Below are 25,532 nucleotides of genomic sequence, written 5' to 3'. Positions count from 1 at the left end.
AGTCGTGACCTACGGCATCATCACCGGACACCGGGACGCCGCGGCCGCGCTCGCCGCCGGCGCGGACTATGTCGAGCCGACGATCGTGGGCAACCTCGTGGTGCCCGATGCCTCCGGCACCTGGGGCCCCGCCCCGGGGCTCGAGGGCTGGGCTCCGGCGCCGTCGTTCGCGGTGCTCTGCCCGCCCGAGCTGCGCCTCTCCGACCCGGCGATGCCGCGGGAGACGGTCGAGACATACCTGCGCACGGTGATGGCCGCAGCGGCCCGCTGCGCGCTGCCCGGAGCCACGATCGTGCTGGGCAGCGGCGCCGCCCGTCGGACCCCCGAGGGCGTCGACCCGGCAGCGGCCCGGGCCCGGCTCGCGCAGATGGTGCGCCTCGCCCGGGACCTCGCCGCGGAGCACGGCCTGGAGGCGATCCTCGAACCGCTGCATCGCGGCGAGACCGACCAGATCACGTCCATCGCCGAGGCCGTCGCCTTCCTCGACGAGCACGGCCTGGAGCGGATGCGGGTGGTCGCCGACCTCTTCCACATCATGCTCGAGCACGAGTCGTTCGAGGTGGTGCGCGAGCACGCGGACCGCGTGGGCCATGCCCACCTGGCCGACACCGATCGCATCCCACCGGGGCAGGGGGACTGGCCGCTGACCACCTTCCTGCAGGCGCTGCGCACCGGCGGCTACGACGGGCCGGTCTCGATCGAATGCACCTGGCGGGACCTCCCGCGCGAGGCCCCGGCGGCGCTCGAGGCGGTGCGGAAGGCCGACCGGGCGGCGCCGACGGATGCCGCCGACCGGAGCGTGCGCGCGTCGACCGCCGCGGGAGCGCTCGCGGAGCCGGGAACGGGGGTCGGGCACGCGAGTTCGGCGCCTGCGGTGTCGCCTGGCGCGTCTGCGGGGCCGACGACCCGGTCGGCGGCCCGGGCCGCCGTGGTGAACCGCAACGGCGGCTGGTGCTGGTTCCAGGACGAGCGTGCGATCGTCGACCCCGGCTCCGGGCACCTCCTGCTCGGCTCGGTCGCCTCCCGCGGCGGCGCGGACGGGACGCGTCGTGGCGGTGACGTCGACCTGACGATCGTGGATCTCGAGCGGCTCGGCGAGGAGTCGGCGGCGCGCACCGTCGTCCTCCATCCCGGCCTGGAGTCCGACGACCACGACAACCCCGCCCTGTGGCGCCGCACGGACGGGCGCTGGCTCGCGGTCTACAGCCGCCACAAGAGCGACGACCTCACCCGCCGGCGGATCAGCGAGCCGGGCGACCCCACTCGCTGGGGCCCCGAGGCGGCCTTCGACTGGCGCGGGCTGTTCGAGTCACCAGAAGAGGCCCGAGCCGCCGGAGGGAACCGGGGCGTCACCTACCAGAACCTCCACGCTCTCGACGGCGACCTGTACTGCTTCGTCCGGGCGATCAACGACGACCCCTGCTACCTCGTCTCCCACGACGACGGCGAGACCTGGGCCTTCGGGGGCCGCTTGCTCACCCGAGAGAAGATCGGCTACGTCAACGGGTACGCCCGCTACGCCTCAGGCACCCGCTTCGGGACCGATGACCGCATCGATCTGATCATCACCGAGCACCACCCGCGCGACTACGCCACCTCCATCTGGCACGGCTACCTCGCGGACGGCCACCTGCACCGGGCCGACGGGACGCCGGTGGGGGAGCTGGGCCGCGGGCTCGCGGATCCCACGCCCCGGGCGGAGGACCTGACCCGCGTGCTCACCAGCGGCTCCTCCTGGGATGGGGTGGTCATCACCCACGCCTGGACCACGGACCTGCGCCGCTTCCCCGATGGGACCCTGGTGGCCCTGATGACCGCCCGCGCCGACGACACGCTCGGGACCGGCACCGACCGCCGCGTGCGCGACCCGATCGACCATCGCTTCTTCCGCGGCGTGCTGCGCCCGGGGGAGACCGCCTGGCAGGTGCGTGAGCTCGCCGCGGCCGGCCCGCAGCTGCTCCCGCACGAGGAGGACTACACGGGCCTGGCGACCATCGACCCCGAGGATCCCGACGCGCTCTGGCTCTCCACCGTCGTGGACCCGCGGGACGGCTCCGTGCTGGCGCACCACGAGATCTTCCACGCCCGCACGGCCGACGACGGACGCAGCTGGACCTGGACGCCGCTCACCGAAGGATCCACGGCCGACAACGTCCGACCCATCGCCGTGCCGGGCGATCCGCAGCGGACGGTGCTGGCCTGGTACCGCGGATCGATGGAGTCCTCGCAGGCCTACGACGCCGAGGTGATGGTGCGCGTCGTGGGACGGTAATCGAAGGAGATCTCGGCGACCGTCCTCGGCATCTCCGCCGTCCTCATCGTCCGCGCCGTCCTCGGGCCCGACGCGACCACTCCTCAGGCGTCGGCGGGGACGTCGGCCGGTCGCCCGCCCCACAGCCTACCGAGGACCCACGGCGGCACGCTGAAGCCGACGGCGATGGTCAGCGGGGCGAGCAGCCACAGTGGTGAGAGCACCACGATCAGCGCGGGCGCCACCAGTGCGGTGAAGGGACGTCGCACGACCAAGGCCAGGGCGCGCAGCACGATCGTGGTGCGCTCGGCATGCGCATCCTGCGCGGCGGCCAGGACATACGCGCTGAACAGCGCGATCATCACCCAGACGATGGGGAGCATCACCCCCACCAGGAACACCCGGGTCGGAATCTCCATCCGGGGCAGCACCAGGGCGTTGGCCCCGATCCCACCGAGCACCAGGAGCAGCGTCATCGAGACCGGGGCGTCGCGCAGCAGCGTGCGGCGCACGTGCCGGAGCGTCCCGGTGAAGGCCTCGTCCGCGTACTGCGCGAGATCCCCGGTGATGCGGGTGGCCCCTGCCATGGCCGGGATGATGCCGACCACGGAGAGCATCGCGAGCATCGCCGCCCAGTTCGCGGCGAGGAACGCCGCCGGCTTGGCCAGCAGGCGGACCACGCCGCGGGCCTCCCAGGGGTCGCGCCGGCCGATCCCTCGCTCGGCGCGGGGATCCTCGTCGGCAATCGTGGGAATCCGCGAGGTCATTTGATCCCCGAGGCCGCGAAGCCCTGGACGAAGTACCTCTGGAAGATCAGGAACAGCACGATCATCGGGACCGCCGCCATGGTGGTGCCGGCCATGAGCAGGTGCCACTCGGTGGAGGCCTCCTGCCGGAACGAGGAGATCCCGACCTGGATCACGCGCAGGTTGTCCGACGTGGTCACCAGCAACGGCCACAGGAAGTTGTTCCATCCCTGTTCGAAGCTGAGCAGCGCGACCGTCAGCAGGCCCGGCTTGATGAGCGGGGTGATGATGCGGGTGTAGATCCCGAACTCGCTGACCCCGTCGAGACGCGCCGCCTCGATCAGCTCCGAGGGTGTGGAGACGTAGAACTGGCGGAACAGGAACACCATGAACGGGGAGATCGCGCCGGGGACGATCAGCGCCCACCAGGTGTCGATCCACCCGGTGCCGCCGGCGCCAAGAAGCGAGTTGCCTCCGAACAGCGGCATGTGTCGCACCATGAGGAAGACCGGGATGACGGTCGCGTAGAACGGGATCATGATGCAGGCGACCATCCATCCGAAGATCGCCGGTGCCAGGCGAAACCGCAGTTTCGCCAGAGCGTAGCCGCAGGCGGATCCGAAGGCCACGTTCAGCAGCGCCGCTGCCGTGGCGAGGATCAGCGAGTTGCGGGCATAGAGTGCGAAGGGCGCCCGGGTCAGTGCGTCCGTGTAGTTCTCCAGCCGGAGGTCCTGCGGGAGCAGGGGCATCGGCACCTTCGCGAGCTCGGTGGGGTCGCGGATCGAGGACAGCGCCATCCACAAGAACGGTGTCGCCATGACCAGCGACGAGACGATCAGGAAGATCATGATCGCGATCGATGCCGCGCGTTTCTGCGAGCGCAGGCTCTTCTCGCGCGAGGCACCCCTGGCACGGGGAGCGGTCGTGGAGCGGGTCTCAGTCGCCATCGGTGCCTCCGACGATCCGGCGGGACAGGAATGCGAAGACGATCAGGATGAGCAGCAGGATGACGGACTGCGCGTTGGCGAGGCCGACGCGGAACTCCTGGAACGCCGTCTGGTAGATGCGGTAGGTGACCACGGACGTCGAGTTGGCGGGGCCGCCCTCGGTGAGGATGTAGATGAGGTCGAAGGTCTGGAAGTTCGCGATGAGCGACGTGATCAGGATGAAGAAGGTGGCGGGCCTCAGCATCGGGACGGTGATGCGGAAGAACTTCTGCACGAAGCTGGCGCCGTCCAGGTCCGCCGCCTCGTAGAGCTGGGCATCGAGGCCCTGGAGCGCAGCCAGGTAGATCAGCATCTTCAGACCGATTCCCTGCCAGATCGTCACCAGTATCACCGCGCCGAGCGCGAGGTCCGGATCGGTCAGGAAGGGGAACGGGCCGATGCCGAGCGTCCCGAGCACGATGTTCATCAACCCGCTCTGGGACGGGTTGTAGATCCATAGCCAGATCATGGCGACGGCGACCGTCGCGGTGATGTGAGGCAAGAACACCATCACGCGGAAGATGCCCTGTCCGGGAAGGGAGCGATTGAGCAGCACGGCGAACACGAGAGCGAGGAACATCGAGATCGGGATCCCGATGGCCGCGATGACCACGTTATGCAGGACCGAGCGCCAGAAGAGCTCGTCGGTGAAGATCGTCGCGTAGTTCCGGAGCCCGATGAACTCCGCAGGATGGATGATGTCGTAGGCCGTGAAGCTCAGGATGATGGCCACGAGGATCGGCGCCCCGATCCACAGCAGCGTATGCAGCGTGGCGGGGGCGGCGAGCAGCAGACCCCAGCGATGCTCGGCCCTGCGGACGGAGCGTCGACGGGAGGCGGGACGTCGGCGGGAGGCGGGACGTCGGCGGGAGGCGGGACGTCGGCGGGAGCGGTCCTCGTCCACGGCGGCCTCGGTGCGGGCGACTGTGGTGCTCATGTGCTCAGAGCCTGCTGATGGCGTCGTCGCACAGGGACTTCATGTCCGCAAGCGTCTCGGTGACCGTGGATCGCTTGGTCAGACAGCTCTCGACGATACCGTCGAGGTTGGTGCGGACCTCCATGTATGCGGCGGAGCCGCCTTCGGTGGCCCCGGCGTACGGAAGGTTCTCCAGCGCGAAGCTCGTGAGCAGGTTGTGGGCGATCTTCGGGTTCTCGGGGATGTCCGGGGTGGGCGGGACCTTGCCGGTCGCGGCGTTCGCGATGCCGAGGATCTCCGGATCGAGCATGTGTTTCATGAAGGCGCCTGCAGCGTCCTTGTTCTGGGAGAGACTGGATATGGACAGGAAGGTCCCTCCTTGGAACATCACGGGATCCCCGCCGACACCGCTGGGCATGAGGAACATCTCGACGGCACCCTCCTCGCAGAGCTCGGGGGTCATGGTCTTCCACGTCGGCCAGTTGCCCGTCGCGACCAGGGATATCGCCGCCCTGCGCCGTTGGAACGGCGAGGGCTGGCCCTCCGCAGCCCGGAGGTTGTAGTTGATCCCGCCCGTGGACATGAGATCGAGCATCCATTGCAGAGCGAGCCGGCCGGGCTCCTCGTGGAGTCGCGGCGTCAAGCCGTCCTCGCTGAACATCCGGCCGCCGAAGGCGTAGAGCAGGAAGACGAAGGCCTGCCGGGCACTGCCGGCGCTGCCGGAGAGGTAGTCCAGCCCCACGACACCGTCCCCCGTGAGCTCCTCGGCGACCTGGGCGAGCTCGTCGAGGGTCGTCGGCGGCTCGGTGATGCCGCGCTCTGCGAAGCGATCGGGGTGGTACGCGAAGAACCGCAGGTCCAGTGCCTGGGGCAACGAGTAGTACTTTCCCTCGAACTGCGTGGAGCTGAGCACGCTCTCGTCGAAGCCGAGGCTCTCGATGTAGTCGGCGGGGATCTCGGCGAAGATCCCCTTCTCCGCGAAGGGCTGGGTCCAGCCGACGCCGGTCATGATCAGGTCAGCGATGATGCCGCCGGCGATCCCGGTCGAGATCTTCTCATTGAGCTTGTTCCAATCCACCTGATCCACGGCGACCGAGATGCCGGTTCCCTCGGTGAAGGGAGCAATGACGTCCGCGTCCAGCACGAGGCGGTCGTCGCCGATGAAGTCCGGGGTGAGCAGGCCGATCTCGCCGGACAGCGAGGCGGGATCGACATCGAGGTCGACCGTCTCGGACGGATCCACGGCGCCGCCGGAACCACAGGAGGAGCCGCCGATGCCGACGGCCCCGGCACCGGCGGCAGTGAACAGGGTTCGACGGGAGAGGGCCATGTCAGGGACTCCTGGAATGATCGCGGGATGAGGAGTGCGCGGACGCGCGGGTGTCGCGGCCATGGATCGCGCAGACTGTTCCCGAGGGTGATCGTGCACCACTGCACGAATCCTCCCGTCGGGTCCTCCCGTCGGGAGGGTGTTTCCGTGCGTCGAGTCTGGGGAGACTTCGACCCGCTGGATAGCGGTTGCCAGATGTTGTCACGGCAGATTCGTGACGTCAGGGCGTGGCAGGGGCGACCCTGGACACTCATGGTTGAAACGTGCAAATGTACTCTGGGTCGCGGATGCATCGCAGACGCGGACCTACCCGAGGAGAAGAGTCGTCGTGCCCTATGGAGTCATCGCCCCCATCGACCAGCAGGAGACTGCCCTCGCCGCCGGGGCCGACTACGTGGAGTCGGCGATCGTCGACGTGCTCGTGCGCGTGGGGGATGACGGTCGCTGGCAGCCCGTGGACGTGACTCCTGCCCGGCGGGTGCCGTCCTTCGCGATCCTGGTTCCCGGGGCCGTTCGGATCTCCGACCCCTCGGTGCCGATTCGGGAGGTCAGGTCCTACCTCGAGGTCGTGCTCGACGCGGTCGCGGCAGTCGCGGAGCCGGGGGCGAAGGTCGTCCTCGGCAGCGGTGCGGCGCGGACGATCGGCCCGGATGTCTCGGTGACCGACGGTTCGGCCCGATTCGCCGACGTGCTCGTGATCGCGCGGGACACAGCGCGGGCGCGCGACCTAGAGGTCGTGCTCGAGCCGCTTCATGCAGGCGAGACCGACCTCATCCACTCCGTGCAGGAGGCGGCCCGGTTCCTCGACGCGCACGATGTCCACGGCGTGAGGATCGTCGCGGATCTCTACCACGTGCAGCTCGAAGGGGAGCCCTTCGACGCCCTCGAGCGCCTGGCCGGCCGGATCGGCCACGTGCACGTGGCCGATTCGGGTCGCACCCCGCCCGGCCAGGGGGACTGGCCACTGGCCGAATTCCTCGCGGCACTGCGCCGGGGCGGCTATCGGGAGGGCGTGACCATCGAATGCACCTGGGAGGATCTGGCGGCGGAGCTTCCGGCCGCGCTCGCCGCCGTGCGGAAGGCGGACCCTGGCTCGGCCTGAGTCAGGATCGCGCCGAGCTCGATCGGTGCGATCGTCGCGGCAAGATCGCTCATGCCTGATCAGCACGGGCCGTCGACGCCGGCGCCCGCCCCGTGTGCGCCATGAGGCGACCTGTCCCGGCCGATGCCGACCGCGCCGTCGGCCGCGTCGTGGCCATCCACGCCTAGAGTTCCATCATGGGACCGAGCCATCACGAGCACGACGGCGCCGACGCCGTCGAGGAGGCGGCGGAGACCGCCGTCGAGCAGCCCGGCTTCCACGTGGTGGCGCGCGGCGGCTTCCTCATGAGCGGCATCGTCCACGTGCTGATCGGCTGGATCGCGGCGCAGATCGCGCTCGGGACCGCCGGGAGCAGCGCTGACCGCTCCGGGGCGATGGCGATGATCGCCCGAGCTCCCGGAGGGCAGGTCCTGCTCTGGGCCGGCGGGACGGCCATGGTCGCCCTCGCGCTGTGGCTGGTGCTGCGGGCGTGGTTCGGGGCGCGTCGACGCAGGAAGACGTCGGCGGCCGCCTGGGAGGCGGCACGATGGCTCGGCAAGGCCGTGGCCTACGCCGCGCTGTCCGTGACCGTGCTGCGCTTCGCGGCCGGCGGCAGCTCCTCCACCAGCTCCCAGACCGAGTCCGTCACGGCAGGACTCCTGGGGACCGGGATCGGACGCGCGCTGCTGCTGCTCCTCGCCGCGGTCGTGATCGGGATCGGCATCGGCTACGCGGCCCTCGGACTCTCCCGACGGTTCCTGAACCAGCTGGACCGCAGCAAGCATCCGAGCATCGGCATCGTCCTGCGGATCACCGGGATCATCGGGTACACCGGGAAGGGTTTGGCCCTGATGGCGGTGGGAGCGCTCCTGGGCTGGGCCGGGATCTCCACGGATCCCCGGAAGGCCACCGGGCTGGACGGGGCGCTGCACACCATGGCGGGTCTGCCCGAGGGGAAGGTGATGATGCTGGTGATCGGTGGCGGGCTGATCATCTTCGGGCTGTACTGCTTCCTCCGCTCGCGCTACCAGGACATGTGAACGCGACCGGCGCGCACTCGACCCGGCCGGGCTCCCGACGCGCGCCGCTGGGAGCCGGCCTCACGCCCCGAGCAGTCGATCGACGTAGTCGTTGCGGAAGACCCTCTCCGGGTCCATGCGCTCGCGCAGCGCCAGGAAATCCTCCCGTCGCGGGTACTGCGCACGCACGGTCCCGGGCGCCGAGGTGAACACCTTGCCCCAGTGCGGGCGCGGCGCGAAGGGCGCCAGGCGCTCCTCGATGTCCGGCAGCAGCGCCTCCACCTCGGCCGGGCGCTGGTGCCAGGTGAAGTGCACGCAGGCGCTGTCGCGCCGGTACGCGGGGGAGAGCCAGAGCTCGTCGGCCGCCACGGTGCGGATCTCGGAGACGTGCAGCAGCGGTCGGATCCGCTCCCCGAGGGGCATCACCGCGGCGAGCGCTGCGGACAGATGCTCGCGGGCCACGAAGTACTCCGACTGGATCTCCGCGCCGCTGCTCGGGGTGAACTCGAGCCGGAAGTGCGGCAGCCGCTCGTGGGAGGGTCCGGGAGCGCCGGTCTGATCGGTGCAGAAGTCGGCCGGCATCCCGGGGGCGGGGTGGACGGCGGTGGCGGCGCGCCGCCCCCCGAACCACCGCTCGGGCAGCGGGTCCGCGTCGGCCTCCTGCTTCACCCAGGCCTGCGCGACGTGCCCGTCCCAGTGGTGGAACAGGCTCACGCTGTATCCGGCCCCCAGCACGGAGCCCAGATCCGCCGGGGTCATCGACTCCGGGGCGAGATCGAGGTGGACGCTCTGGCGCAGGTCGAAGGCGGGCACCAGATCGAGCGTGAGGTGGGTGGCGACGCCGAGGGTTCCGAGCGCGAGCACGGCGCCGTCGAAGATCTCGGGATCGTCCTCGCGGGAGAGCGTCTCCAGATCGCCATCGGCGGTGACCAGCTCGATCGCCCGCACGGAGGAGGCGAGCGAGCGGAGACGATCACCGGAACCATGCGTGCCCGTCGCGCTCGCCCCGCCCACCGAGATGTGGGGGAGGGAGCCCGTGTTCGCCACGGCCAGCTCCACCTCGGCGGCGGCTGCGGACAGCTCGCCGTACCGTACCCCGGCCCCGACCCGCACGGTGCGCGCCGTGGTGTCGAACTCGAGATCCGACGGGAGGTTCGCCAGGCTCACCAGCGGCCCGTCGCTCGCCGCGACGTGGGAGAACGAGTGCCGGGTGCCGAGCGCCCGGATCCTCCGGCTGCGGCCGACCAGCTCGCGCAGCTCCTCGACCGAGGCGGGAGCGTGCAGGGGTCCGGGGCCGTAGTCGACGGTGTCGGACCAACTGCGGCCCGGGGCAGAGGGAGGCGATGCCATGGTGACCTCGAGGGTGTCGGCGGGATGGGCGGGGTCGGGATCGTCGCGCTGGTCGGGGCCGATCAGGCGCGTCGGGCCGGGGCCGTGACCTCAGAACCCCTGGCCGAGTCGGTAGAACACCTGGTTGGTGCGCAGCTCCTGGGCGAAGGAGCGCACGGTGGTCTCCTCGTCGATCACGGCCAGCTCGAGGTCGCCGATCTGGGCGAGGTCCTGCCACACCTCGAGGTCCACGGCATTGCTCATCACCGTGTGGTGCGCGGCGCCGGCGGTCAGCCAGCACTCCGCGGAGGTCGCGAAGTCGGGGGCGGGTTCCCAGACGGCGCAGGCCACCGGCAGCTTCGGCAGCGCCTCGTCGGGTTCGACCACCTCGACGACGTTGGCGACCAGGCGGAACCGCTCGCGCATGTCGGACAGGGCCACCACCACGGCGGGCCCGGCGTCGGCCGAGAACTTCAGCCGCACCGGGTCCTCCCGGTCGCCGATCCCCAGCGGGTGGATCTCCAGCGTGGGCTTCGCGGTGGTCAGCGAGGGGGAGACCTCGAGCATGTGGGCGCCGAGGATCTTCTCCTTGCCGGGCGTGAGCTCGTAGGTGTAGTCCTCCATGAGGGAGGCGCCGCCGGGCAGGCCATAGCCCATCACCGCGGCCACGCGCACCAGGATCGCGGTCTTCCAGTCGCCTTCGGCGCCGAAGCCGTAGCCGTCGGCCATCAGGCGCTGGACGGCCAGGCCCGGCAGCTGACGCAGTCCCCCGAGGTCCTCGAAGTTCGTGGTGAACGCGCCGAAGCCGCCCTCGTCGAGGAAGGTGCGCAGACCGATCTCCTGGCGGGCCCCGTAGCGCAGCGACTCATGACGCTCCCCGCCGCTGCGCAGCTCGGGGGCGACGTCGTAGAGTTCCTCGTACTCGGCGACCAGGGCGTCGACCTCCCGGTCGTCGACCGCCTCCACAGTGCTGACCAGGTCGTTGACACCCCAGGTGTTCACCGAGACGCCCAGGCGCAGCTCGGCCTCGGTCTTGTCCCCCTCGGTGACGGCGACGCCTCGCATGTTGTCGCCGAAGCGGGCCAGCTTCAGCGAGTGCATCTCGGCCCAGCCGGTGGCGGCGCGGGCCCAGCGGCCCACCTTGGCCCGGACGCCCGCGTCGCTCGCGTGGCCGACGACGGTCTTGCGGTGCACGCCCAGTCGGGTGGCGATGTATCCGAACTCGCGGTCGCCGTGCGCGGCCTGGTTGAGGTTCATGAAGTCCATGTCGATGGTCGACCAGGGCAGGGCGACGTCCGCCTGCGTGTGCAGGTGCAGCAGCGGGGTGGTCAGCGCGTCCAGACCCTGGATCCACATCTTCGCCGGGGAGAAGGTGTGCATCCAGGCGATGACGCCCACGCACGCGGGATCGGCGTTCGCGGCCAGGGCGGTCTCGCGGATCGCGTCGCGCTCGGTCAGCACCGGCTTCCAGACGATCTTCACCGGGATGTCCGCGCCGCCGTCGAGGGTCTCGGCGATCGTGCGGGACTGCTCGGCGACCTGGTCGAGGGTCTCGGGGCCGTACAGGCCCTGGCTGCCGGTCAGGAACCAGATCTCGCGGGCGACGAAAGGATTGTCCACAGTGACTCCTTCGGGGAGGGCGGGGCGCAGCCGTGCAGCGGCGGGCCGGAGATGGGCGACCCCTTTAGTGTGAACGTTCACAATGAGGGTGTCAAGCGAGCCGATTCATCCCGTGCGGTCGTCGAACTCCGGGTTCGGGGCCGGCCCCGTTCCCGGGGCCGGCACGAGGAAGGAGGCCTCCCTGAGGGGAGGCCTCCTTCACGAACCGTGCTGCATCGTCCGGGCCGTGGCCCGAGCGACGGTCGAGGTCAGTCCTTGTGCGAGGACCCGGTGTCCGGTCGGTCCGACCGTCGGCCGGCACGGCCCGCCGACCGCTCGGAGGGCTTCTCCGAGCGCGAGCGGCCGAAGGCACCGCGTGTGCGGTCCAGCCGGTAGTCGATCCGGTCGTCGACGCGGGTGTCGAGGTACTCGCCGAATTCTTCGCTCTCGGGGAGCGTGGCGTTGACCTCTCCGGCGATGTGTCGGGTCACGGCTTCCATCCGCCGGATCTGGGCATGCTGGTCCAGCACGGCCTGGTCGAGACTGAGGGCCTTGACCAGGGCCACGCACATCAGCAGCAGGATGATGCTGAAGGGCAGGGCGGTGATCAGGGAGCCGGCCTGCAGGGACTCGAGCCCGCCGGAGAGGAGCAGGCCCGCTGCGAGCAGACCCTCGAGCAGCGCCCACACGACGCGGGACCAGATCGGCGGGTTCGGGTGCCCGCCGGAGGCGAGCATGTCCACCACCAGCGAGCCGGAGTCCGAGGAGGTGATGAAGAAGATCGCCACGAGGATGATCCCCAGGATCGACAGCAGCCCGGTCAGCGGGAAGCCCTCGAAGATGCGGAACATCGACTCCTCGGCCGTGATGTCGCCGAGGTCGCCCGCGCCGAACCACTGGCGGAACAGGCCGTTGCCGCCCCAGATCGAGAACCAGATCATGCCCACGAGGGACGGGACCAGCAGCACGCCGGCGATGAACTCGCGCACCGTGCGGCCCTTGGAGATCCGGGCGATGAACACGCCGACGAAGGGAGCCCAGGCGATCCACCAGCCCCAGTAGAACAGCGTGTTGCCGGCGAACCAGGACTGCGCGTCGTCGGAGCGCGTGTACGCCCCGACATCGAGGGTCATGTGGAAGACGTTGGTGAAGTAGATGCCGAGGGACTCGACGAAGTTCTGCAGCAGGAAGACGGTCGGGCCGAAGACCAGTGCAGTGATCATCAGGATGCCGGCGAGGGTGAGGTTGGAGTTGGACAGCCACTTGATCCCCACGCCGACGCCGCTGATCACGGAGGCGGTGGCCAGCAGGGTGATCACGGCGATCAGGATCATGAGGAAGGTGTTGCTCGCGCCGTCGATCACGCCGATCGCGGTCAGGCCGGCCCCGATCTGCTGCACGCCCAGGCCGAGCGAGGTGGCGATGCCGAACACGGTGCCGAAGATCGCCAGGACGTCGATGACGTCCCCGATCCAGCCCTTGACGCGTTCACCGAAGATCGGCTCGAGGGCCCAGCGGATGGACACCGGCCGGCCGCGACGGTGGATCGCGTACGCGACGGCCAGACCGATGATCGAGTAGACCGCCCAGGGATGCAGGCCCCAATGCATGAAGGTCTGGGCCATGGCCAGGCCCGAGAGCTCGACGCCTTCACCGTCCCAGCCGGGCTTGATGTTGTTGGTGGTGTAACCGAGCGGCTCGGCGACGCCGTAGAAGACCAGGCCGATGCCCATGCCGGCCGCGAACAGCATCGCGAACCAGGAGAAGAGTCGGAATTCGGGTCGGTCGTCGTCGCGCCCCAACCGGATGCGGCCGAAGGGTGACAGGGCGAGAAGGATCGAGAAGACCACGAAGACGCCGATGACCAGCATGTAGAACCAGCCCAGATCGGCCACGATCCAGTTCTGGATCCCGAACATCACGGTGCTCGAGGTCTCGGGGAAGATGATCGCCGCCAGCGCGACGGCGAGGATGATCACCAGCGCGGGCCAGAACACCGCCGGGGCGATGACCCCCTTGCCGATGCGCGCGCCCTGACGGCGCAGCTTCTCGGTGATCTCGTCGTCGCTGTCGTCCACGCCGATCTGCATCGAGCGGGGAAGGTGGACGGTCTCGGGCAGGTGCTCCGGCCACGCGGTGGGGGAGGTGGTCGACTCGGTGGGATCGCCGGTCGTCGACGTGTCTCCACCGGCCTCAGGAGTTCCGGTGCTACTCATCGCATTCCGATCTGTTGAAGTCATAGTCGGCCCCTACTGTGGTCAGTTCTCAGCGTTCCTTCAACCGATGTCCGTGTGCCGGTGCTACCAGGAGTCCCGAACCCGCAGGTCATGGGTGGACAATCGTCACGAAGCTCACACAGGCGCGGTGCGCCGCGAGGCGGGGCGCCGAGCCGGGAGGGCCGCGGTACGGGAGGCGACCGTACCGGGCGGCGACGCTGACCGTTGCGCTCGCGGCCTCTCGGGGCGTCAGCCGGTCGCCTGCTGGCCGTAGACGTTCTGGTACCGGTCGTACAGGGAGTCGACCGACTGCTGCGGGATCGGCAGCGGCTCGCCGAGCTGACGGGAGACGTGCACCGTGCGCGCGACCTCCTCGACCATCACGGCGGCCTTCACCGCCGCGCGGGCGTCGGAGCCGATCGTGAACGGGCCGTGGTTCTGCATCAGCACCGCGGGGCTGCGGTGGCCGGACAGGGTCTCGACGATGCCGCGTCCGATGGAGTCGTCGCCGATGATCGCGAAGGGGCCGACGGGGATCGGGCCGCCGAACTCGTCTCCCATCATCGTCAGCACGCAGGGGATCGCCTCGCCGCGCGCGGCCCATGCGGTCGCGTAGGTCGAGTGGGTGTGCACCACGCCACCCACCTCCGCCATGTGCTCGTACACGTAGGCGTGGGCGGCGGTGTCCGAGGACGGCACGAGCGCATCGGGGGTGCCGTCGACGATCTTCTGTCCGTCCAGCGTGCACACCACCATGTTCTGGGCCGACAGCTCGTCGTAGGAGACGCCGGAGGGCTTGATGACCAGCAGGCCGGGGACGTCGGAACCCTCTGGCAGGCTGACCCTCTCGGAGACGTTCCCGGCGGTCCACACCACCAGCTGGTTGCGGGGCAGTTCGGCGTGCAGGGCGGCGACGCGCTCGCGGGTGGCGGCGACGGCCTCCTGCACCTCGTCGGGCAGCTGGGTGAGGTCGATGGTCATGGGGGGGGGGCTCCTGGATCAGGCCGGTCGCGGACGGGGGGGGGGGACGGATGCGCGGGGAGGGCTGGTCTCAGCCCAGGACCTCACCGGCCAGGCGCTCGACCTGCAGGCCCGTGCGGTATCCCTCCAGCCACGACGCGTGACCGGTCATGCCGGACTCCTCGGGCTGGAGCGTGCCCAGCTCCTGGGAGGCGAAGACCTGCTGGGCGAGGAAATCACTGAGCGATTCCGCGGCCGGTGCCCCGTCGTCCCGGTGTGACCCGGCGCTCCGGTCCGACCCTGCCTGCTGCCGCGCGGTGAAGGCGGCCAGCAGTGCCATGCCCCAGGCCCCGCCCTCGCCCGCGGACTCGCCGACGGCGACGGGCGTGGCCAGGGCGTCGGCCAGCACCTGCTGGGCGACGCCCTGCGTGCGGAAGATGCCGCCGTGGGCGTACATGACGTCGAGCTGGACCCCTTCGTCCTCCAGCAGAGCCTCCATGCCCACCGCGAGCGCTCCGAAGGCGCCGTACAGCTGGGAGCGCATGAAGTTCTCGAGGGTGAAGCGGGCCTCCTGCTCGCGCACCAGCAGGGGGCGGCCGGAGGGCACGCCCGTCTGGTGCTCCCCGGAGACGTAGTTGTAGGACAGCACCCCGCCGGCGTCCACCTCGCCCGCGGCTCCCGCCCCGAACAGGGCTCCGTAGAGCTCCTCGGGGCCGACGGGATGGCCGATGAGCTCGGCGAAGCGGGAGAAGAGAGCGAGCCAGGCGTCGAGGTCGGTGGTGCAGTTGTTGGTGTGGATCATCGCCACCGGATCACCGGCCGGCGTGGTGACCAGGTCGATCTCCTCCCGCGGCCCGGACAGCGGGCCCTCCAGGACCACCATCGCGAAAGCGCTGGTGCCCGCCGAGACGTTGCCCGTGCGCGGGTCCACGGCCTGGGTGGCGACCATCCCGGTGCCGGCGTCCCCCTCGGGCGGCGCGGCCACGGCGCCGGGCTGCAGGGCTCCGGTGGGGTCCAGCAGGGCGGCGCCCTCTGCGGTCAGGGAGCCGGCGTCCTGTCCGGCGGTGAGCACCTCGGGCAGGATCTGCGGCAGGGACCAGGGCATGCCCGCGACCTCGTCGAGGGCCGCGAAGCGCTCGAGCAGCGCGGGGTCGTAGTCCGTGCCCGAGGCGGCGATCGGGAACATCCCGCTGGCGTCGCCCACCCCCAGCACCCGGCGCCCGGTCAGGCGCTGGTGCACGGAGCCGGCCAAGGTGGTCAGGGCGTCGATCCTCTGCACGTGCTCCTCCCCGCCGAGGATCGCATGCATCAGGTGCGAGACGCTCCAGCGCAGCGGGATGTTCAGCGCGAAGGTGCGGCTCAGCAGGGCCGCTGCATCGGCCGTGTAGGTATTGCGCCAGGTGCGGAAGGGGGTCAGCAGTTCGCCGTCGGCGTCGAGGGCGAGGTAGCCGTGCATCATCGCGGAGATGCCGATGCTCGCCAAGTGCGTCAGCTCCACCCCGTGGCGCTCGCGCACGTCCCGCACGAGGTCGGCGTAGCAGTCGCGGATCCCGTCCCAGGCCTCCTCGAGCGAATAGGTCCAGTTCTCCTCGACGAGTTCGTTCTCCCAGGCATGCGAGCCGGTGCCGAGCACGGTGCCGGTATCGTCGACGAGAGCCGCCTTGATCCGGGTCGAGCCCAGTTCGATCCCGAGGTGAGCGCGCCCTTCGCGCAGGACGGCGGCAGGATCGACGGGAGTGTGGTCCGGTGCGGACACGGCATCGTGCATCATGGCGCTATGAGACCAGCCCGGGAAGGACTATGTCAACGTTCACATCCCGGTGAGGGGCGGGCGCCGGCGTCGGCCCGGGCAGCGGGGGTGACGCCGGATCAGGACGGGGCGCGGACGTCTGAGGGTGATCCGCGGCGCGGACGCGGTCAGTGCGAGCGTTCGGGGCGAGTGGAGCGGCGCACCACCAGGCGCGGCGGCAGGGTGCGCGGGGTGCTCGCGGGGACCTCGCGCCCCTCCAGCAGGCACAGCAGGCGCTCGAGAGCGAGGCGTCCCAGCTCGGCGAACGGTTGGGAGACCGTGGTCAGCGAGGGGACGAGGAACTCCGCGCCGACCGTGTTGTCGAAGCCGACCACGGCGACGTCCTCGGGCACCCGCAGCCCGCGCTGGTGCAGGGCGTGCAGCACCCCGATCGCCATCATGTCGTTCGCCGCGAAGATCGCATCAGGAAGGCTGCCCTCGGCCGCCAGCGAGGTCGTCAGCTCGTAGCCGGAGCGCGGATTCCAGTCCCCCGGGCCCACGACGGAGGCCTCGAGCCCGAGCTCCCGCGCGACCGACCGGAAGCCGTCCAGCCGGGCGCGGGCGTCGAACCAGTCCTGCGGGCCGCTGAGGTGGACCACCGACCGGGCGCCCGTGCGCGCCAGATGTTCGACCACCAGCCGCGCCCCGAGCTGCTGATCCACGCCGACCACCTCGACCCCCGCGACCTCGGGCGCCTGCGCCGAGACGGCGACGACCGGGGTGGAGCGGGCGGCGGTGGCCACGGCGGGGACCATGCCCTCGTGAGCCGCGACCACGAGGATCCCGTCGGCCCCCGAGCCCAGCAGCTCGGAGCCGATCTCGCGATCGCCGTCCTCGCGCGCGCCGACCGTGGTCAGCAGCACGGAGTACCCGGCCTCCCGGGCGGCGGACTCGATCGCGGTCGTCGTCTCCGCCGGCCCGAACAGCGAAGAGCCGTCCGTGAGCATCCCGATCAGGGAGGACCGGGTGGTCTTCAGGGCGCGGGCGGCGCGATTGCGGGTGTACCCGAGCGCCGAGATCGACTCGAGCACTCGATCGCGGGTCGTCGGCCGCACGATCTGCGGCTCGTTGAGCACCCGGGAGACCGTCTGGTACGAGACCCCGGCGCGTGCGGCGACGTCGGCCATGGAGGGGCGGCGGGGGGTGCCATCCATGCCTGCTCCTTCCTGTCGAGAGCGCCGGCCGAGAGCTCCTGTCGAGAGCTCCTGTCGAGAGCGGCTGGCCGCGCGGGCGCATGATCCGCGAGTTGTGGGCCTGACCAGGGCAACCGTTTTACAGCAGGTCGCGCCGTCCTTCCTAATTGACCAGTGGTAAGTCGTTGCTGACTTGTGACCCGCGACGAACGCGCTCCCGTTGACATCTGACTGAATGTGAACGTTATCATTCGATGTGCCCCACGCCACCGGCGGCGTGCGGACCACCGGGAACGGGTCTACCCCCGACCCGGACACCCTCGCCGACGCACCACCGGCACCTCGGGCGGCGAAGCTGCTGCTCCCGGCGTCAGGGCTCAGTGCGCAGCGCAGGAGGGAATCACTCCTGCCAGGCGGCGGATGGCGATTTCGACAAGGAGACACCATGCACAACCGGAGAAACTTCCTGATCGGGACCTCGGTCGCTGCGGCTGCCCTGGGGCTGGCGGCCTGCGGTGGCGAGGGAGCCGGATCGGGCGGGCCCGACCCCGATGCCGCGCCCAGCGACCAGACCGTCGGCGTCGCGATGCCCACCGAGACCTACGAGCGGTGGGTGGCCGACGGCGCCAACATCAAGAAGGGCCTGGAGGACAAGGGCTACAAGGTCGACATGCAGTACGCCCAGGACGACATCCCCACCCAGCAGCAGCAGATCGACCAGATGATCAACAGCGGCGTGGCCGCCCTGCTGATCGCCTCGATCGACGGGGCGTCCCTCTCGGCGCAGCTGGACAACGCCGCCTCGCAGGGCATCCCGGTGGTCGCCTACGACCGGCTGCTCACCGACAGCGAGAACGTCGACTTCTACGTCACCTTCGACAACTACAAGGTGGGTGTGAGCCAGGCCAACGCCCTGATGTTCGGGCTCGGCCTGCTGGACGAGGAGTTCGAGCCGGCCGACGACGCCCCCGAGGGACCGCTGAACGTGGAGCTGTTCGCCGGCTCGCTGGACGACAACAACGCCCACCTGTTCTGGAAGGGCGCGATCGACACCCTCCAGCCGTACTTGGACGACGGCACCCTCGTCGTTCCCTCGAAGCAGACCGACATCGAGCAGGCCGCCACCCAGCGCTGGGAGCAGGAGACCGCGCAGAAGCGCATGGAGACCCTGCTGACCACCTACTACAACAGCGGCGAGGAGCTGTCCGGTGTGCTGGCTCCGGCGGATCCGCTCTCGCGCGGCATCATCAACGCCCTGCAGAACACGGGCCGCGGACCGACGATCGAGGAGGGGCTGCCGATCGTGACCGGCCAGGATGCCGAGATCGCGTCGATCAAGCTGATCGCCGACGGCGTCCAGCACTCGACGATCTTCAAGGACACCCGGGAACTCGCCGAGCGGGCCATCGTCGCCTGTGAGTCCATGCTGAAGGGCGAGGATCCCGAGGCCAACGACACCGAGACCTACGACAACGGCGTGAAGGTCGTGCCGTCGTACCTGCTCCCGGTGCAGATGGTCCTGGAGAGCAACTACGAGGAGATCCTCGTCGAGTCCGGGTACTACACCGAGGAGCAGGTCGAGTCCGGGCAGCTCTGAACCGCATCCCGTATCCGACGAGGTCCCGGCGGCGCGACCGCGCGCGCCGGGGCCTCCCTGCCCGAAGGAGGGTCCCGTGACCGAACACATCCTCGAGATGCGCTCCATCACCAAGCGGTTCCCCGGGGTCACCGCGCTCGACGACGTGTCCTTGACGGTCGACGACGGGGAGATCCATGCCATCTGCGGCGAGAACGGCGCCGGCAAGTCCACGCTCATGAAGGTGCTCTCCGGCGTCGAGCCGGCCGGCTCCTACGAGGGCGAGATCCGTTTCCGCGGCCACCCCGTCCGCTTCTCGACCATCAACGACTCCGAGGCCGAAGGCATCGTGATCATCCACCAGGAGCTCGCCCTGGTGCCCCACCTCTCCATCGCCGAGAACATCTTCCTCGGCAACGAGCAGTCCCGGGGCGGCGTGATCAGCTGGCACGAGACCAACGCCCGGGCCGCCGAGCTGCTTCAGCGCGTGGGGCTGACCGAGAAGTCGGTGACGCCCGTCGGCCAGTTGGGCGTGGGCAAGCAACAGCTCGTCGAGATCGCCAAGGCGCTCTCGAAGAACGTGCGCCTGCTGATCCTCGACGAGCCCACCGCCGCGCTGAACGACGACGACTCCGAGCACCTGCTGGGCCTCATCCGCGGCCTGCGCGACGAGGGCGTCACCTGCATCATCATCTCCCACAAGCTGGGGGAGATCGCCTCGGTCGCCGATGCCACGACCGTCATCCGCGACGGCACGACCATCGAGACCATCGACATGCACGTGCCCGAGGGCGAGCGCTCCGGCCTCGTCCCACGTCTGATCAAGGGCATGGTCGGACGCGACATCGACAACCTCTACCCGGAGCGCCGTGCCGAGATCGGGGAGGAGATCCTGCGGATCGAGGACTGGCACGTCGGTCACCCCACGCAACCGGGCCGCACCGTCGTCGACGGGGCAGCGCTGAACGTCCGCGCCGGCGAGGTGGTCGGCATCGCCGGGCTGATGGGCGCCGGCCGCACCGAGCTCGCCATGAGCGTGTTCGGCGAGTCCTACGGCCAGGACATCTCCGGCTCCGTCTCGGTGCACGGCCGCCCGGTGCGGCTGCGCACCGTCGCCGACGCCATCGCCGCCGGCATCGCCTACGTCTCCGAGGACCGCAAGCAGTTCGGGCTGAACCTGATCCAGGACATCCGCACCAACGTCACCGCGGCCGGGCTGACGAAGGTCACCAGCGGGGGCTGGATCAATCAGAACGAGGAGATCGCGGTCGCCGAGCGCTTCCGCTCCTCGCTGAACATCAAGGCGCCCAGCGTCATGGCGCAGGTCGGCAAGCTCTCCGGCGGCAATCAGCAGAAGGTGGTGCTCAGCAAGTGGCTGTTCACCGAGCCGGACCTGCTGATCCTCGACGAGCCCACCCGCGGCGTCGACGTCGGCGCCAAGTTCGAGATCTACACGATCATCAACGAGCTCGCCGAGGCGGGCAAGGCCATCATCGTCATCTCCTCGGAGCTGCCCGAGGTGATGGGACTGGCCGATCGCATCTACACACTGTCCGCGGGGCGGATCACCGGTGAGGTGACCTCGCAGGACGCCACGCAGGAGCGCCTCATGGAGCTCATGACCATGGAGAGGGAGTGAGCGCCTCATGGCCGGAACTTCTGACATCAAAGAGCTGCTGACGCGAAACCTGCGCCAGAGCGGCATCTACATCGCTTTCGTGTTCATCGTCGTGCTGTTCACGATCCTCACGGGCGGTGCGCTGCTGAGCCCGGGCAACCTCACCAACCTGGTGCTGCAGTACTCCTACATCCTGATCCTCGCGATCGGCATGGTGCTGATCATCGTGGCCGGGCACATCGACCTGTCGGTGGGCTCGGTGGTCGCGCTGACCGGCGGCGTCGCCGCGGTCGTGGTGATCAGCTGGGGGATGCCCTGGTGGGTCGGCGTGCTGGCGGCACTCGGCACCGGCGTGCTGGTGGGGCTGTGGCAGGGCTTCTGGGTCGCCTACGTCGGCATCCCCGCCTTCATCGTCACCCTCGCGGGCATGCTCATCTTCCGCGGCATGACCCTGCAGGTGCTGGGGAGCGTCTCGCTCTCCCCGTTCCCGCCCCAGTACCAGTACATCTCCGGCGGTTTCCTCAACGGCCTGCTGGGCGGGAGAGGGTTCGACGCCTTCACCCTGTTCCTGGCTGCGGCCCTGGTGGTCGTCTTCGCGATCCAGCAGTACCGCGGCCGGCTCGCGAAGCTGAAGTACAAGCAGCCGGTCGAAGCCCTGTTCCTGTTCTGGCTGAAGAACGCCGCCGTGGCCGTGGTGGTCATGGCCTTCGCCTGGCAGCTCGCGCACTCCCGCGGCCTGCCGGTGGTGCTGATCCTGCTGGCCGCGCTGATCCTCATCTACGGGTTCATCAGCCAGCGCACGATCTTCGGTCGGCACATCTACGCGATGGGCGGCAACCTCCAGGCCGCGCAGCTGTCCGGCGTCAAGACGCGCCGGGTGAACATGTGGCTGTTCGTGAACATGGGCCTGCTCTCCGCGGTCGCGGGCATCGTCTACTCGGCACGGTCCAACAGTGCCCAGCCGGGTGCCGGCAACATGTTCGAGCTCGACGCCATCGCCGCCGCCTTCATCGGCGGTGCGGCGGTGACCGGCGGCATCGGCAAGGTGCACGGCGCGATCATCGGCGGTCTGATCATGGCCGTGATGTCCAACGGCATGTCGATCATGGGCATCGACCAGTCCACGCAGTCGGTGGTGCGCGGTGTCGTGCTGCTGGTGGCCGTGGCCTTCGATGTCTGGAACAAGAAGCGCTCGACGTCCGGAAGCTGAGCGGCGGCCGACCCGCACCAGGCGGGCGGCCGACGAGCCCGGGGCACGGCGTCCCGGGCACCTCGCAGGAGGTGCCCGGGGCGCCGTCGTCGTCTACGCAGGTCACGTGCTGTTTCTAGGGGTGCGGCGGGGGCATGGCCGGGGTGCGTCGGAGCGCGGTGTCGGAGCGCTGCGTCGGATCTTTGTGTCGGACCCTGCAACGATGTAAAGTAGCTCATGTGATGCAGGGCACGCGTCGCATCGGCCCCGTCGGCCGGGCGCGCGACCCGCGCATCGCGGCATCGCCGGGGCGTGCGCGCACAGGGGCGCGCGGGCCTGCGGGGATGCCATCCGAAGCGACGTCGCCCGCGGCCCGCCCCGAGCTCCTGTCCGACCCGTCCCATGCTGCCGCCACCGGGCGGCCCGGGTGCCCGATCCCGATGGAGTGATGAGATGAGGAATCGTCCACCCCGCTCAGTCCCGCACCGACCCGGAGCCGGCTCGGGGATCAGTCGACGCCGACTGCTGGGAGCCGGAGCCCTCGCCGCCACGGCCCTGCCGCTGGCCGGCTGCTCCACCCCGCTGGCCGCCGGCCTGCTGGGCACCCAGCTGGACCCCTCGACGCTGATCTACTGGAACCTGTTCGGCGGTGGCGACGGCGTGCGCATGCAGGACATGCAGCAGGGCTACCGCGACCTCTACGGGCCCGACTCCCTCCAGGCCACCACGCTCACCTGGGGCAACCCCTACTACTCGAAGCTGACCCTGGCGACCGTCGGCAACCAGCCGCCGGACGTCGCGGTCGCTCACCTCACGCGTGCCAAGCCGTTGTGGAGCGGCGGACTCCTGGACCCGATCACCGAGGAGGACCTCGCCGGCGTCGGCCTGTCGACCGCGGACTTCAACGAGCAGGCCTGGACCACACAGCGCACCGACGACCAGAACATCGCGATCCCCCTGGACACCCACCCGTTCACGCTCTTCTACAACAAGGACGTGTGCGAGGAGGCGGGGCTGCTGGACGGCGACGGACTGCTGGTGGACCTCGACGGCCTCGACACCTTCGAGGCGGCCCTGGCCGCGATCAGCGAGGTCACCGGTGGCACCGCGATGACGGTGGCGAACGTGTCCGAGACCGCCACGCCCTGGCGGTTCTTCTGGACGCTGTACAACCAGTTCGAGTCCGCGACCCCGTTCCTGTCCGACGACGGCGCCACCATCAGCGTCGACGAGCCCACCTTCCTCGAGGTGATGGGGAAGGTCCAGGACTGGGTCGGTCAGGGATGGCTCAACCGGGGCCTGGACTACGCGACCTCCCAGACCGCGATGTTCACCGGGAAGGCCGGGTTCTACCTGCAGGGCGAGTGGGAGATCTCCACCGCGCAGTCGATCGAGGGGCTGAACTTCGGGATGGTGTCGATCCCGCAGATCTTCGAGCGGTCCGCCGTCCAGGCGGACTCCCACACCTTCATCCTCCCGCACAAGGACCGCTCCCCGCAGCAGCGTCGGCAGGCGATGGAGTTCATCAAGGTCATGCTCGACCAGAGCATGACCTGGGCCGAGGGCGGTCACATCCCCGCCTACCTGCCGACGGCCGAGAGCGAGGAGTACCTCGCCCTCGAACCGCAGCGCTACTACGCCGACTCCGCGGACTTCGCCGTCTACGACGATCCGGCCTGGTACGGCGGGTCCGGCTCGACCTTCGAGGACACCGTCGGCGCTCAGCTGGGTCTGGTCCAGCAGGGTGTGCTCAGCCCCGAGCAGGCCTTGGCGGCCATCCGCGACCAGCTCGCGATCTACACCTCGACGCCCAGCCCGCTCTGACCCGGAAGGCATACCTCATGACCACGATGTCTCCCACCGCATCCGCCACCGGCGAGACGGCGCCCCCTCGCGCCGGGCAGGGAGGGAAGGTGCAGCGCAGGACGCCCCAGGCCTGGCTGTTCCTCGCCCCGTTCGCCCTCGTCTACGCGGCCTTCATGGTCGGACCGATGATCTGGATGTTCGTCGCGAGCTTCTTCAACACCTCGACGGTCCACGCGGGCCTCGGATCCTTCGCAGGGTTCGACAACTACCTCGAGATGTTCGGCCGCGACGACTTCTGGTCCTCGCTGTGGCACACCCTCCAGTTCACCCTGTACACCGTGCCGCCGCTGGTGATCCTCTCCTTCGTCCTGGCGGTGCTGACCAACCGCGCTTCCCGCGGCCAATGGTTCTTCCGCCTGGCCTTCTTCTTGCCGTTCATCCTGCCCTCGGCGACGATCTCCCTGATCTGGGTCTTCATCTTCACCCCGTCCTCGGGCCTGTGGTCCCTGCCGGCGACGCTCATCGGCATGGACCCGGGGGCGGGCATCCTGGCGAGCCCCAGCACCGCGATGATCGGCATCGCCATCGCGACCATCTGGTGGACCATCGGCTTCAACTTCGTGCTCTACCTCGCGGGTCTGCAGGAGATCCCCCGGGAGCTGTACGAGGCCGCCGCGGTCGACGGGGCCACGCCCTGGCAGCAGATCCGACGGGTCACCGTCCCGCTGCTGAACCGCACCACCGGGCTGGTCATCCTGCTGCAGATCATCGCCAGCCTGAAGATCTTCGACCAGGTCTATCTGATGACGGCGGGTGGGCCCGGCATCTCGACGCAGGTCTCCCTGGGTCTGATCACCAACACGGCGTTCACGGACAACAGGGTCGGCGCGGCCTCCGCGGCCTCGGTGCTGCTGTTCCTGATCATCCTGGTCATCGCCATCGTCCAGCAGGTCGTCAGCCGCGTCGGCACCAAGCGTGAGGAGGCCTCCTGACATGGCCACGATCGAGACCCGTCCCTCCCGACGCGCCGGAGTCTCCGGCGCCGCCCCGGCCCCGCGCATGCGGGCCAGCGGGAAGACCTTCACCACGGTCACCGGCATCATCCTGGTCGTCCTCGCGATCATGTGGCTGATCCCCAGCCTGTTCGCGATCAAGACCTCGGTGACCGACAACGGCGTCGCCGCGCTGGGCGCCCAGGAGATCCTGACCGACGTCAGCCCGACGCTGGAGTCCTACCTGGGCCTGATGCGCCAGGGCGACATCTGGAACTGGTACCTCTCCAGCTTCCTGACCTCGGTGGTCACCGCCGCACTGACGCTGCTGTTCGCCTCCATGGCCGCCTTCGCCCTCTCCCGCCTGCAGTTCCGGGGGCGCGCTGCCATGTACCTGCTGATCATCATGGGCCTGATGATCCCCAGCCAGGTGCTGATCGTGCCGCTGTTCCAGGAGCTGCGCGTCATGCAGCTGCTGAACACGTACTGGGCCGTGATCCTCCCGCAGATCCCCTCGGTCATCGCGGTGTTCATCTTCAAGCAGTTCTTCGACGGGATCCCCAAGGAGCTCGAGGATGCCGCGAGGGTCGACGGTGCGGGGCTGTGGCGGATCTACTGGTCGGTGGTCATGCCGCTGTCGCGCCCGGTGACCGCCGCGGTCGCGATCCTGACCTTCGTGTGGACCTGGAACAACCTGTTGCTGCCTCTGTTCGTCCTGTCCAACCCCAGCCTGATGACCATCCCGGTCGGCCTGGCCACGGTGCAGGGCAGCTTCGGGCTCCGCTATGCGGACATCCAGGCCGGCGCGATCCTCGCCGCCCTCCCCCTGGTGGTGCTGTACATGTTCTTCCAGCGCCAGATCGTCGAAGGGGTGACCGGCTCCGGGCTGAAGGGCTGAGCTGACCGGAGCAGGGCGTCTGACGCGTCGGACAGCAGGGGGCGAACCGACACGTCAGACCGTACGGGCGAGCGGGGTGGGCTCGGGGCGCTCCACGC

At 69.6% G+C, this 25,532-nt stretch carries 19 protein-coding genes; 9 read left to right on the top strand and 10 right to left on the bottom strand.

The genetic code is table 11. From position 1 onward, the window contains the following. Window positions 1-4 precede the first annotated feature (4 nt). Window positions 5-2,272, top strand: a complete 2,268-nt coding sequence (locus BH708_RS19590) for a TIM barrel protein (RefSeq protein ID WP_083713542.1) — start codon at window positions 5-7, stop codon at window positions 2,270-2,272. An 83-nt stretch (window positions 2,273-2,355) separates the two neighbouring features. Here BH708_RS19590 and BH708_RS11845 read toward each other — a convergent pair whose 3' ends face one another. The 4 genes from BH708_RS11845 to BH708_RS11830 are packed head-to-tail and all read right to left on the bottom strand — an operon-like array spanning window position 2,356 to window position 6,229. Then, window positions 2,356-3,018 carry a hypothetical protein gene (locus BH708_RS11845; protein ID WP_076808907.1) on the bottom strand — a complete coding sequence of 221 codons (663 nt, stop codon included), beginning with the start codon at window positions 3,016-3,018 and terminating at the stop codon, window positions 2,356-2,358. Next, window positions 3,015-3,944, bottom strand: coding sequence for a carbohydrate ABC transporter permease (locus BH708_RS11840; RefSeq protein WP_083713540.1), 930 nt, complete (start codon window positions 3,942-3,944; stop codon window positions 3,015-3,017). Before BH708_RS11840 ends, BH708_RS11845 begins: the two co-directional genes overlap by 4 nt. Further along, window positions 3,934-4,920: a carbohydrate ABC transporter permease gene (locus BH708_RS11835; RefSeq protein WP_083713539.1), complete on the bottom strand. Its 987-nt coding sequence runs from the start codon at window positions 4,918-4,920 to the stop codon at window positions 3,934-3,936. Before BH708_RS11835 ends, BH708_RS11840 begins: the two co-directional genes overlap by 11 nt. Window positions 4,921-4,924: 4 nt before the next feature. Continuing rightward, window positions 4,925-6,229 carry an extracellular solute-binding protein gene (locus tag BH708_RS11830; RefSeq protein WP_076808906.1) on the bottom strand — a complete coding sequence of 435 codons (1,305 nt, stop codon included), beginning with the start codon at window positions 6,227-6,229 and terminating at the stop codon, window positions 4,925-4,927. A 256-nt stretch (window positions 6,230-6,485) separates the two neighbouring features. Between BH708_RS11830 and BH708_RS11825 the strand changes: the two genes are divergently transcribed. Both BH708_RS11825 and BH708_RS11820 read left to right on the top strand, forming a co-directional pair. Next, window positions 6,486-7,331, top strand: a complete 846-nt coding sequence (locus BH708_RS11825; protein ID WP_172805758.1) for a sugar phosphate isomerase/epimerase — start codon at window positions 6,486-6,488, stop codon at window positions 7,329-7,331. A gap of 176 nt (window positions 7,332-7,507) precedes the next feature. Beyond that, a complete protein-coding gene (locus BH708_RS11820; protein WP_083713534.1) occupies window positions 7,508-8,350 on the top strand; it encodes a DUF1206 domain-containing protein in 843 nt (280 codons plus the stop codon). 60 nt (window positions 8,351-8,410) lie between these two features. Here the strand turns inward: BH708_RS11820 and BH708_RS11815 are convergent, their stop codons facing one another. The 6 genes from BH708_RS11815 to BH708_RS11790 all read right to left on the bottom strand — a co-directional run bounded on the left by BH708_RS11815 (window position 8,411) and on the right by BH708_RS11790 (window position 17,376). Then, window positions 8,411-9,679, bottom strand: coding sequence for a D-arabinono-1,4-lactone oxidase (locus BH708_RS11815; protein WP_076808904.1), 1,269 nt, complete (start codon window positions 9,677-9,679; stop codon window positions 8,411-8,413). 90 nt (window positions 9,680-9,769) lie between these two features. Further along, entirely contained in the window at window positions 9,770-11,278 is a 1,509-nt protein-coding gene (gene araA / locus BH708_RS11810; RefSeq protein ID WP_076808902.1) for an L-arabinose isomerase, read from the bottom strand. Window positions 11,279-11,526: 248 nt separating this feature from the next. Beyond that, window positions 11,527-13,473, bottom strand: coding sequence for a BCCT family transporter (locus BH708_RS11805; RefSeq protein WP_083713532.1), 1,947 nt, complete (start codon window positions 13,471-13,473; stop codon window positions 11,527-11,529). Window positions 13,474-13,722: 249 nt separating this feature from the next. Then, a complete protein-coding gene (locus BH708_RS11800) occupies window positions 13,723-14,454 on the bottom strand; it encodes an L-ribulose-5-phosphate 4-epimerase (RefSeq protein WP_076808899.1) in 732 nt (243 codons plus the stop codon). Between the two features lie 70 nt (window positions 14,455-14,524). Next, entirely contained in the window at window positions 14,525-16,204 is a 1,680-nt protein-coding gene (locus tag BH708_RS11795; protein ID WP_076808898.1) for a xylulokinase, read from the bottom strand. A 146-nt stretch (window positions 16,205-16,350) separates the two neighbouring features. Continuing rightward, entirely contained in the window at window positions 16,351-17,376 is a 1,026-nt protein-coding gene (locus BH708_RS11790; protein ID WP_076808896.1) for a LacI family DNA-binding transcriptional regulator, read from the bottom strand. 424 nt (window positions 17,377-17,800) lie between these two features. Between BH708_RS11790 and chvE the strand changes: the two genes are divergently transcribed. From chvE to BH708_RS11760, 6 genes are all read left to right on the top strand, one after another. Continuing rightward, complete coding sequence (chvE, locus tag BH708_RS11785; RefSeq protein ID WP_076808895.1) at window positions 17,801-18,952, top strand: multiple monosaccharide ABC transporter substrate-binding protein; 1,152 nt, start codon at window positions 17,801-17,803, stop codon at window positions 18,950-18,952. A gap of 76 nt (window positions 18,953-19,028) precedes the next feature. Further along, on the top strand, window positions 19,029-20,570 hold the full coding sequence (gene mmsA, locus BH708_RS11780; protein WP_076808892.1) for a multiple monosaccharide ABC transporter ATP-binding protein: 1,542 nt from the start codon (window positions 19,029-19,031) through the stop codon (window positions 20,568-20,570). A gap of 7 nt (window positions 20,571-20,577) precedes the next feature. Continuing rightward, window positions 20,578-21,759 (top strand): multiple monosaccharide ABC transporter permease, encoded by a 1,182-nt coding sequence (gene mmsB, locus BH708_RS11775; protein ID WP_076808890.1) that lies wholly within the window; start codon window positions 20,578-20,580, stop codon window positions 21,757-21,759. Window positions 21,760-22,191: 432 nt separating this feature from the next. After that, entirely contained in the window at window positions 22,192-23,562 is a 1,371-nt protein-coding gene (locus tag BH708_RS11770; RefSeq protein ID WP_083713530.1) for an extracellular solute-binding protein, read from the top strand. Window positions 23,563-23,579: 17 nt separating this feature from the next. Beyond that, window positions 23,580-24,536: a carbohydrate ABC transporter permease gene (locus BH708_RS11765; RefSeq protein WP_076808888.1), complete on the top strand. Its 957-nt coding sequence runs from the start codon at window positions 23,580-23,582 to the stop codon at window positions 24,534-24,536. Window position 24,537: 1 nt separating this feature from the next. Further along, complete coding sequence (locus BH708_RS11760) at window positions 24,538-25,434, top strand: carbohydrate ABC transporter permease (protein ID WP_076808887.1); 897 nt, start codon at window positions 24,538-24,540, stop codon at window positions 25,432-25,434. The last annotated feature ends 98 nt before the right edge of the window (window positions 25,435-25,532 follow it).

The sequence above is a fragment of the Brachybacterium sp. P6-10-X1 genome, from assembly GCF_001969445.1.
Taxonomy (GTDB): domain Bacteria; phylum Actinomycetota; class Actinomycetes; order Actinomycetales; family Dermabacteraceae; genus Brachybacterium.
Note: the sequence above shows the minus strand (reverse complement) of the source record. Positions and strands in the feature narration are given on the sequence as shown.

Coding starts and splice junctions, on each gene's coding strand:
- mmsB (WP_076808890.1), top strand. CDS start 20,578: ATGGCCGGAACTTCTGACATCAAAGAGCTGCTGACGCGAAACCTGCGC.
- BH708_RS11765 (WP_076808888.1), top strand. CDS start 23,580: ATGACCACGATGTCTCCCACCGCATCCGCCACCGGCGAGACGGCGCCC.
- BH708_RS11795 (WP_076808898.1), bottom strand. CDS start 16,204: ATGATGCACGATGCCGTGTCCGCACCGGACCACACTCCCGTCGATCCT.
- BH708_RS11805 (WP_083713532.1), bottom strand. CDS start 13,473: ATGAGTAGCACCGGAACTCCTGAGGCCGGTGGAGACACGTCGACGACC.
- BH708_RS11760 (WP_076808887.1), top strand. CDS start 24,538: ATGGCCACGATCGAGACCCGTCCCTCCCGACGCGCCGGAGTCTCCGGC.
- BH708_RS11815 (WP_076808904.1), bottom strand. CDS start 9,679: ATGGCATCGCCTCCCTCTGCCCCGGGCCGCAGTTGGTCCGACACCGTC.
- chvE (WP_076808895.1), top strand. CDS start 17,801: ATGCACAACCGGAGAAACTTCCTGATCGGGACCTCGGTCGCTGCGGCT.
- BH708_RS11835 (WP_083713539.1), bottom strand. CDS start 4,920: ATGAGCACCACAGTCGCCCGCACCGAGGCCGCCGTGGACGAGGACCGC.
- BH708_RS11830 (WP_076808906.1), bottom strand. CDS start 6,229: ATGGCCCTCTCCCGTCGAACCCTGTTCACTGCCGCCGGTGCCGGGGCC.
- BH708_RS11840 (WP_083713540.1), bottom strand. CDS start 3,944: ATGGCGACTGAGACCCGCTCCACGACCGCTCCCCGTGCCAGGGGTGCC.
- BH708_RS11790 (WP_076808896.1), bottom strand. CDS start 17,376: ATGGATGGCACCCCCCGCCGCCCCTCCATGGCCGACGTCGCCGCACGC.
- BH708_RS11845 (WP_076808907.1), bottom strand. CDS start 3,018: ATGACCTCGCGGATTCCCACGATTGCCGACGAGGATCCCCGCGCCGAG.
- BH708_RS11820 (WP_083713534.1), top strand. CDS start 7,508: ATGGGACCGAGCCATCACGAGCACGACGGCGCCGACGCCGTCGAGGAG.
- BH708_RS11770 (WP_083713530.1), top strand. CDS start 22,192: ATGAGGAATCGTCCACCCCGCTCAGTCCCGCACCGACCCGGAGCCGGC.
- BH708_RS11800 (WP_076808899.1), bottom strand. CDS start 14,454: ATGACCATCGACCTCACCCAGCTGCCCGACGAGGTGCAGGAGGCCGTC.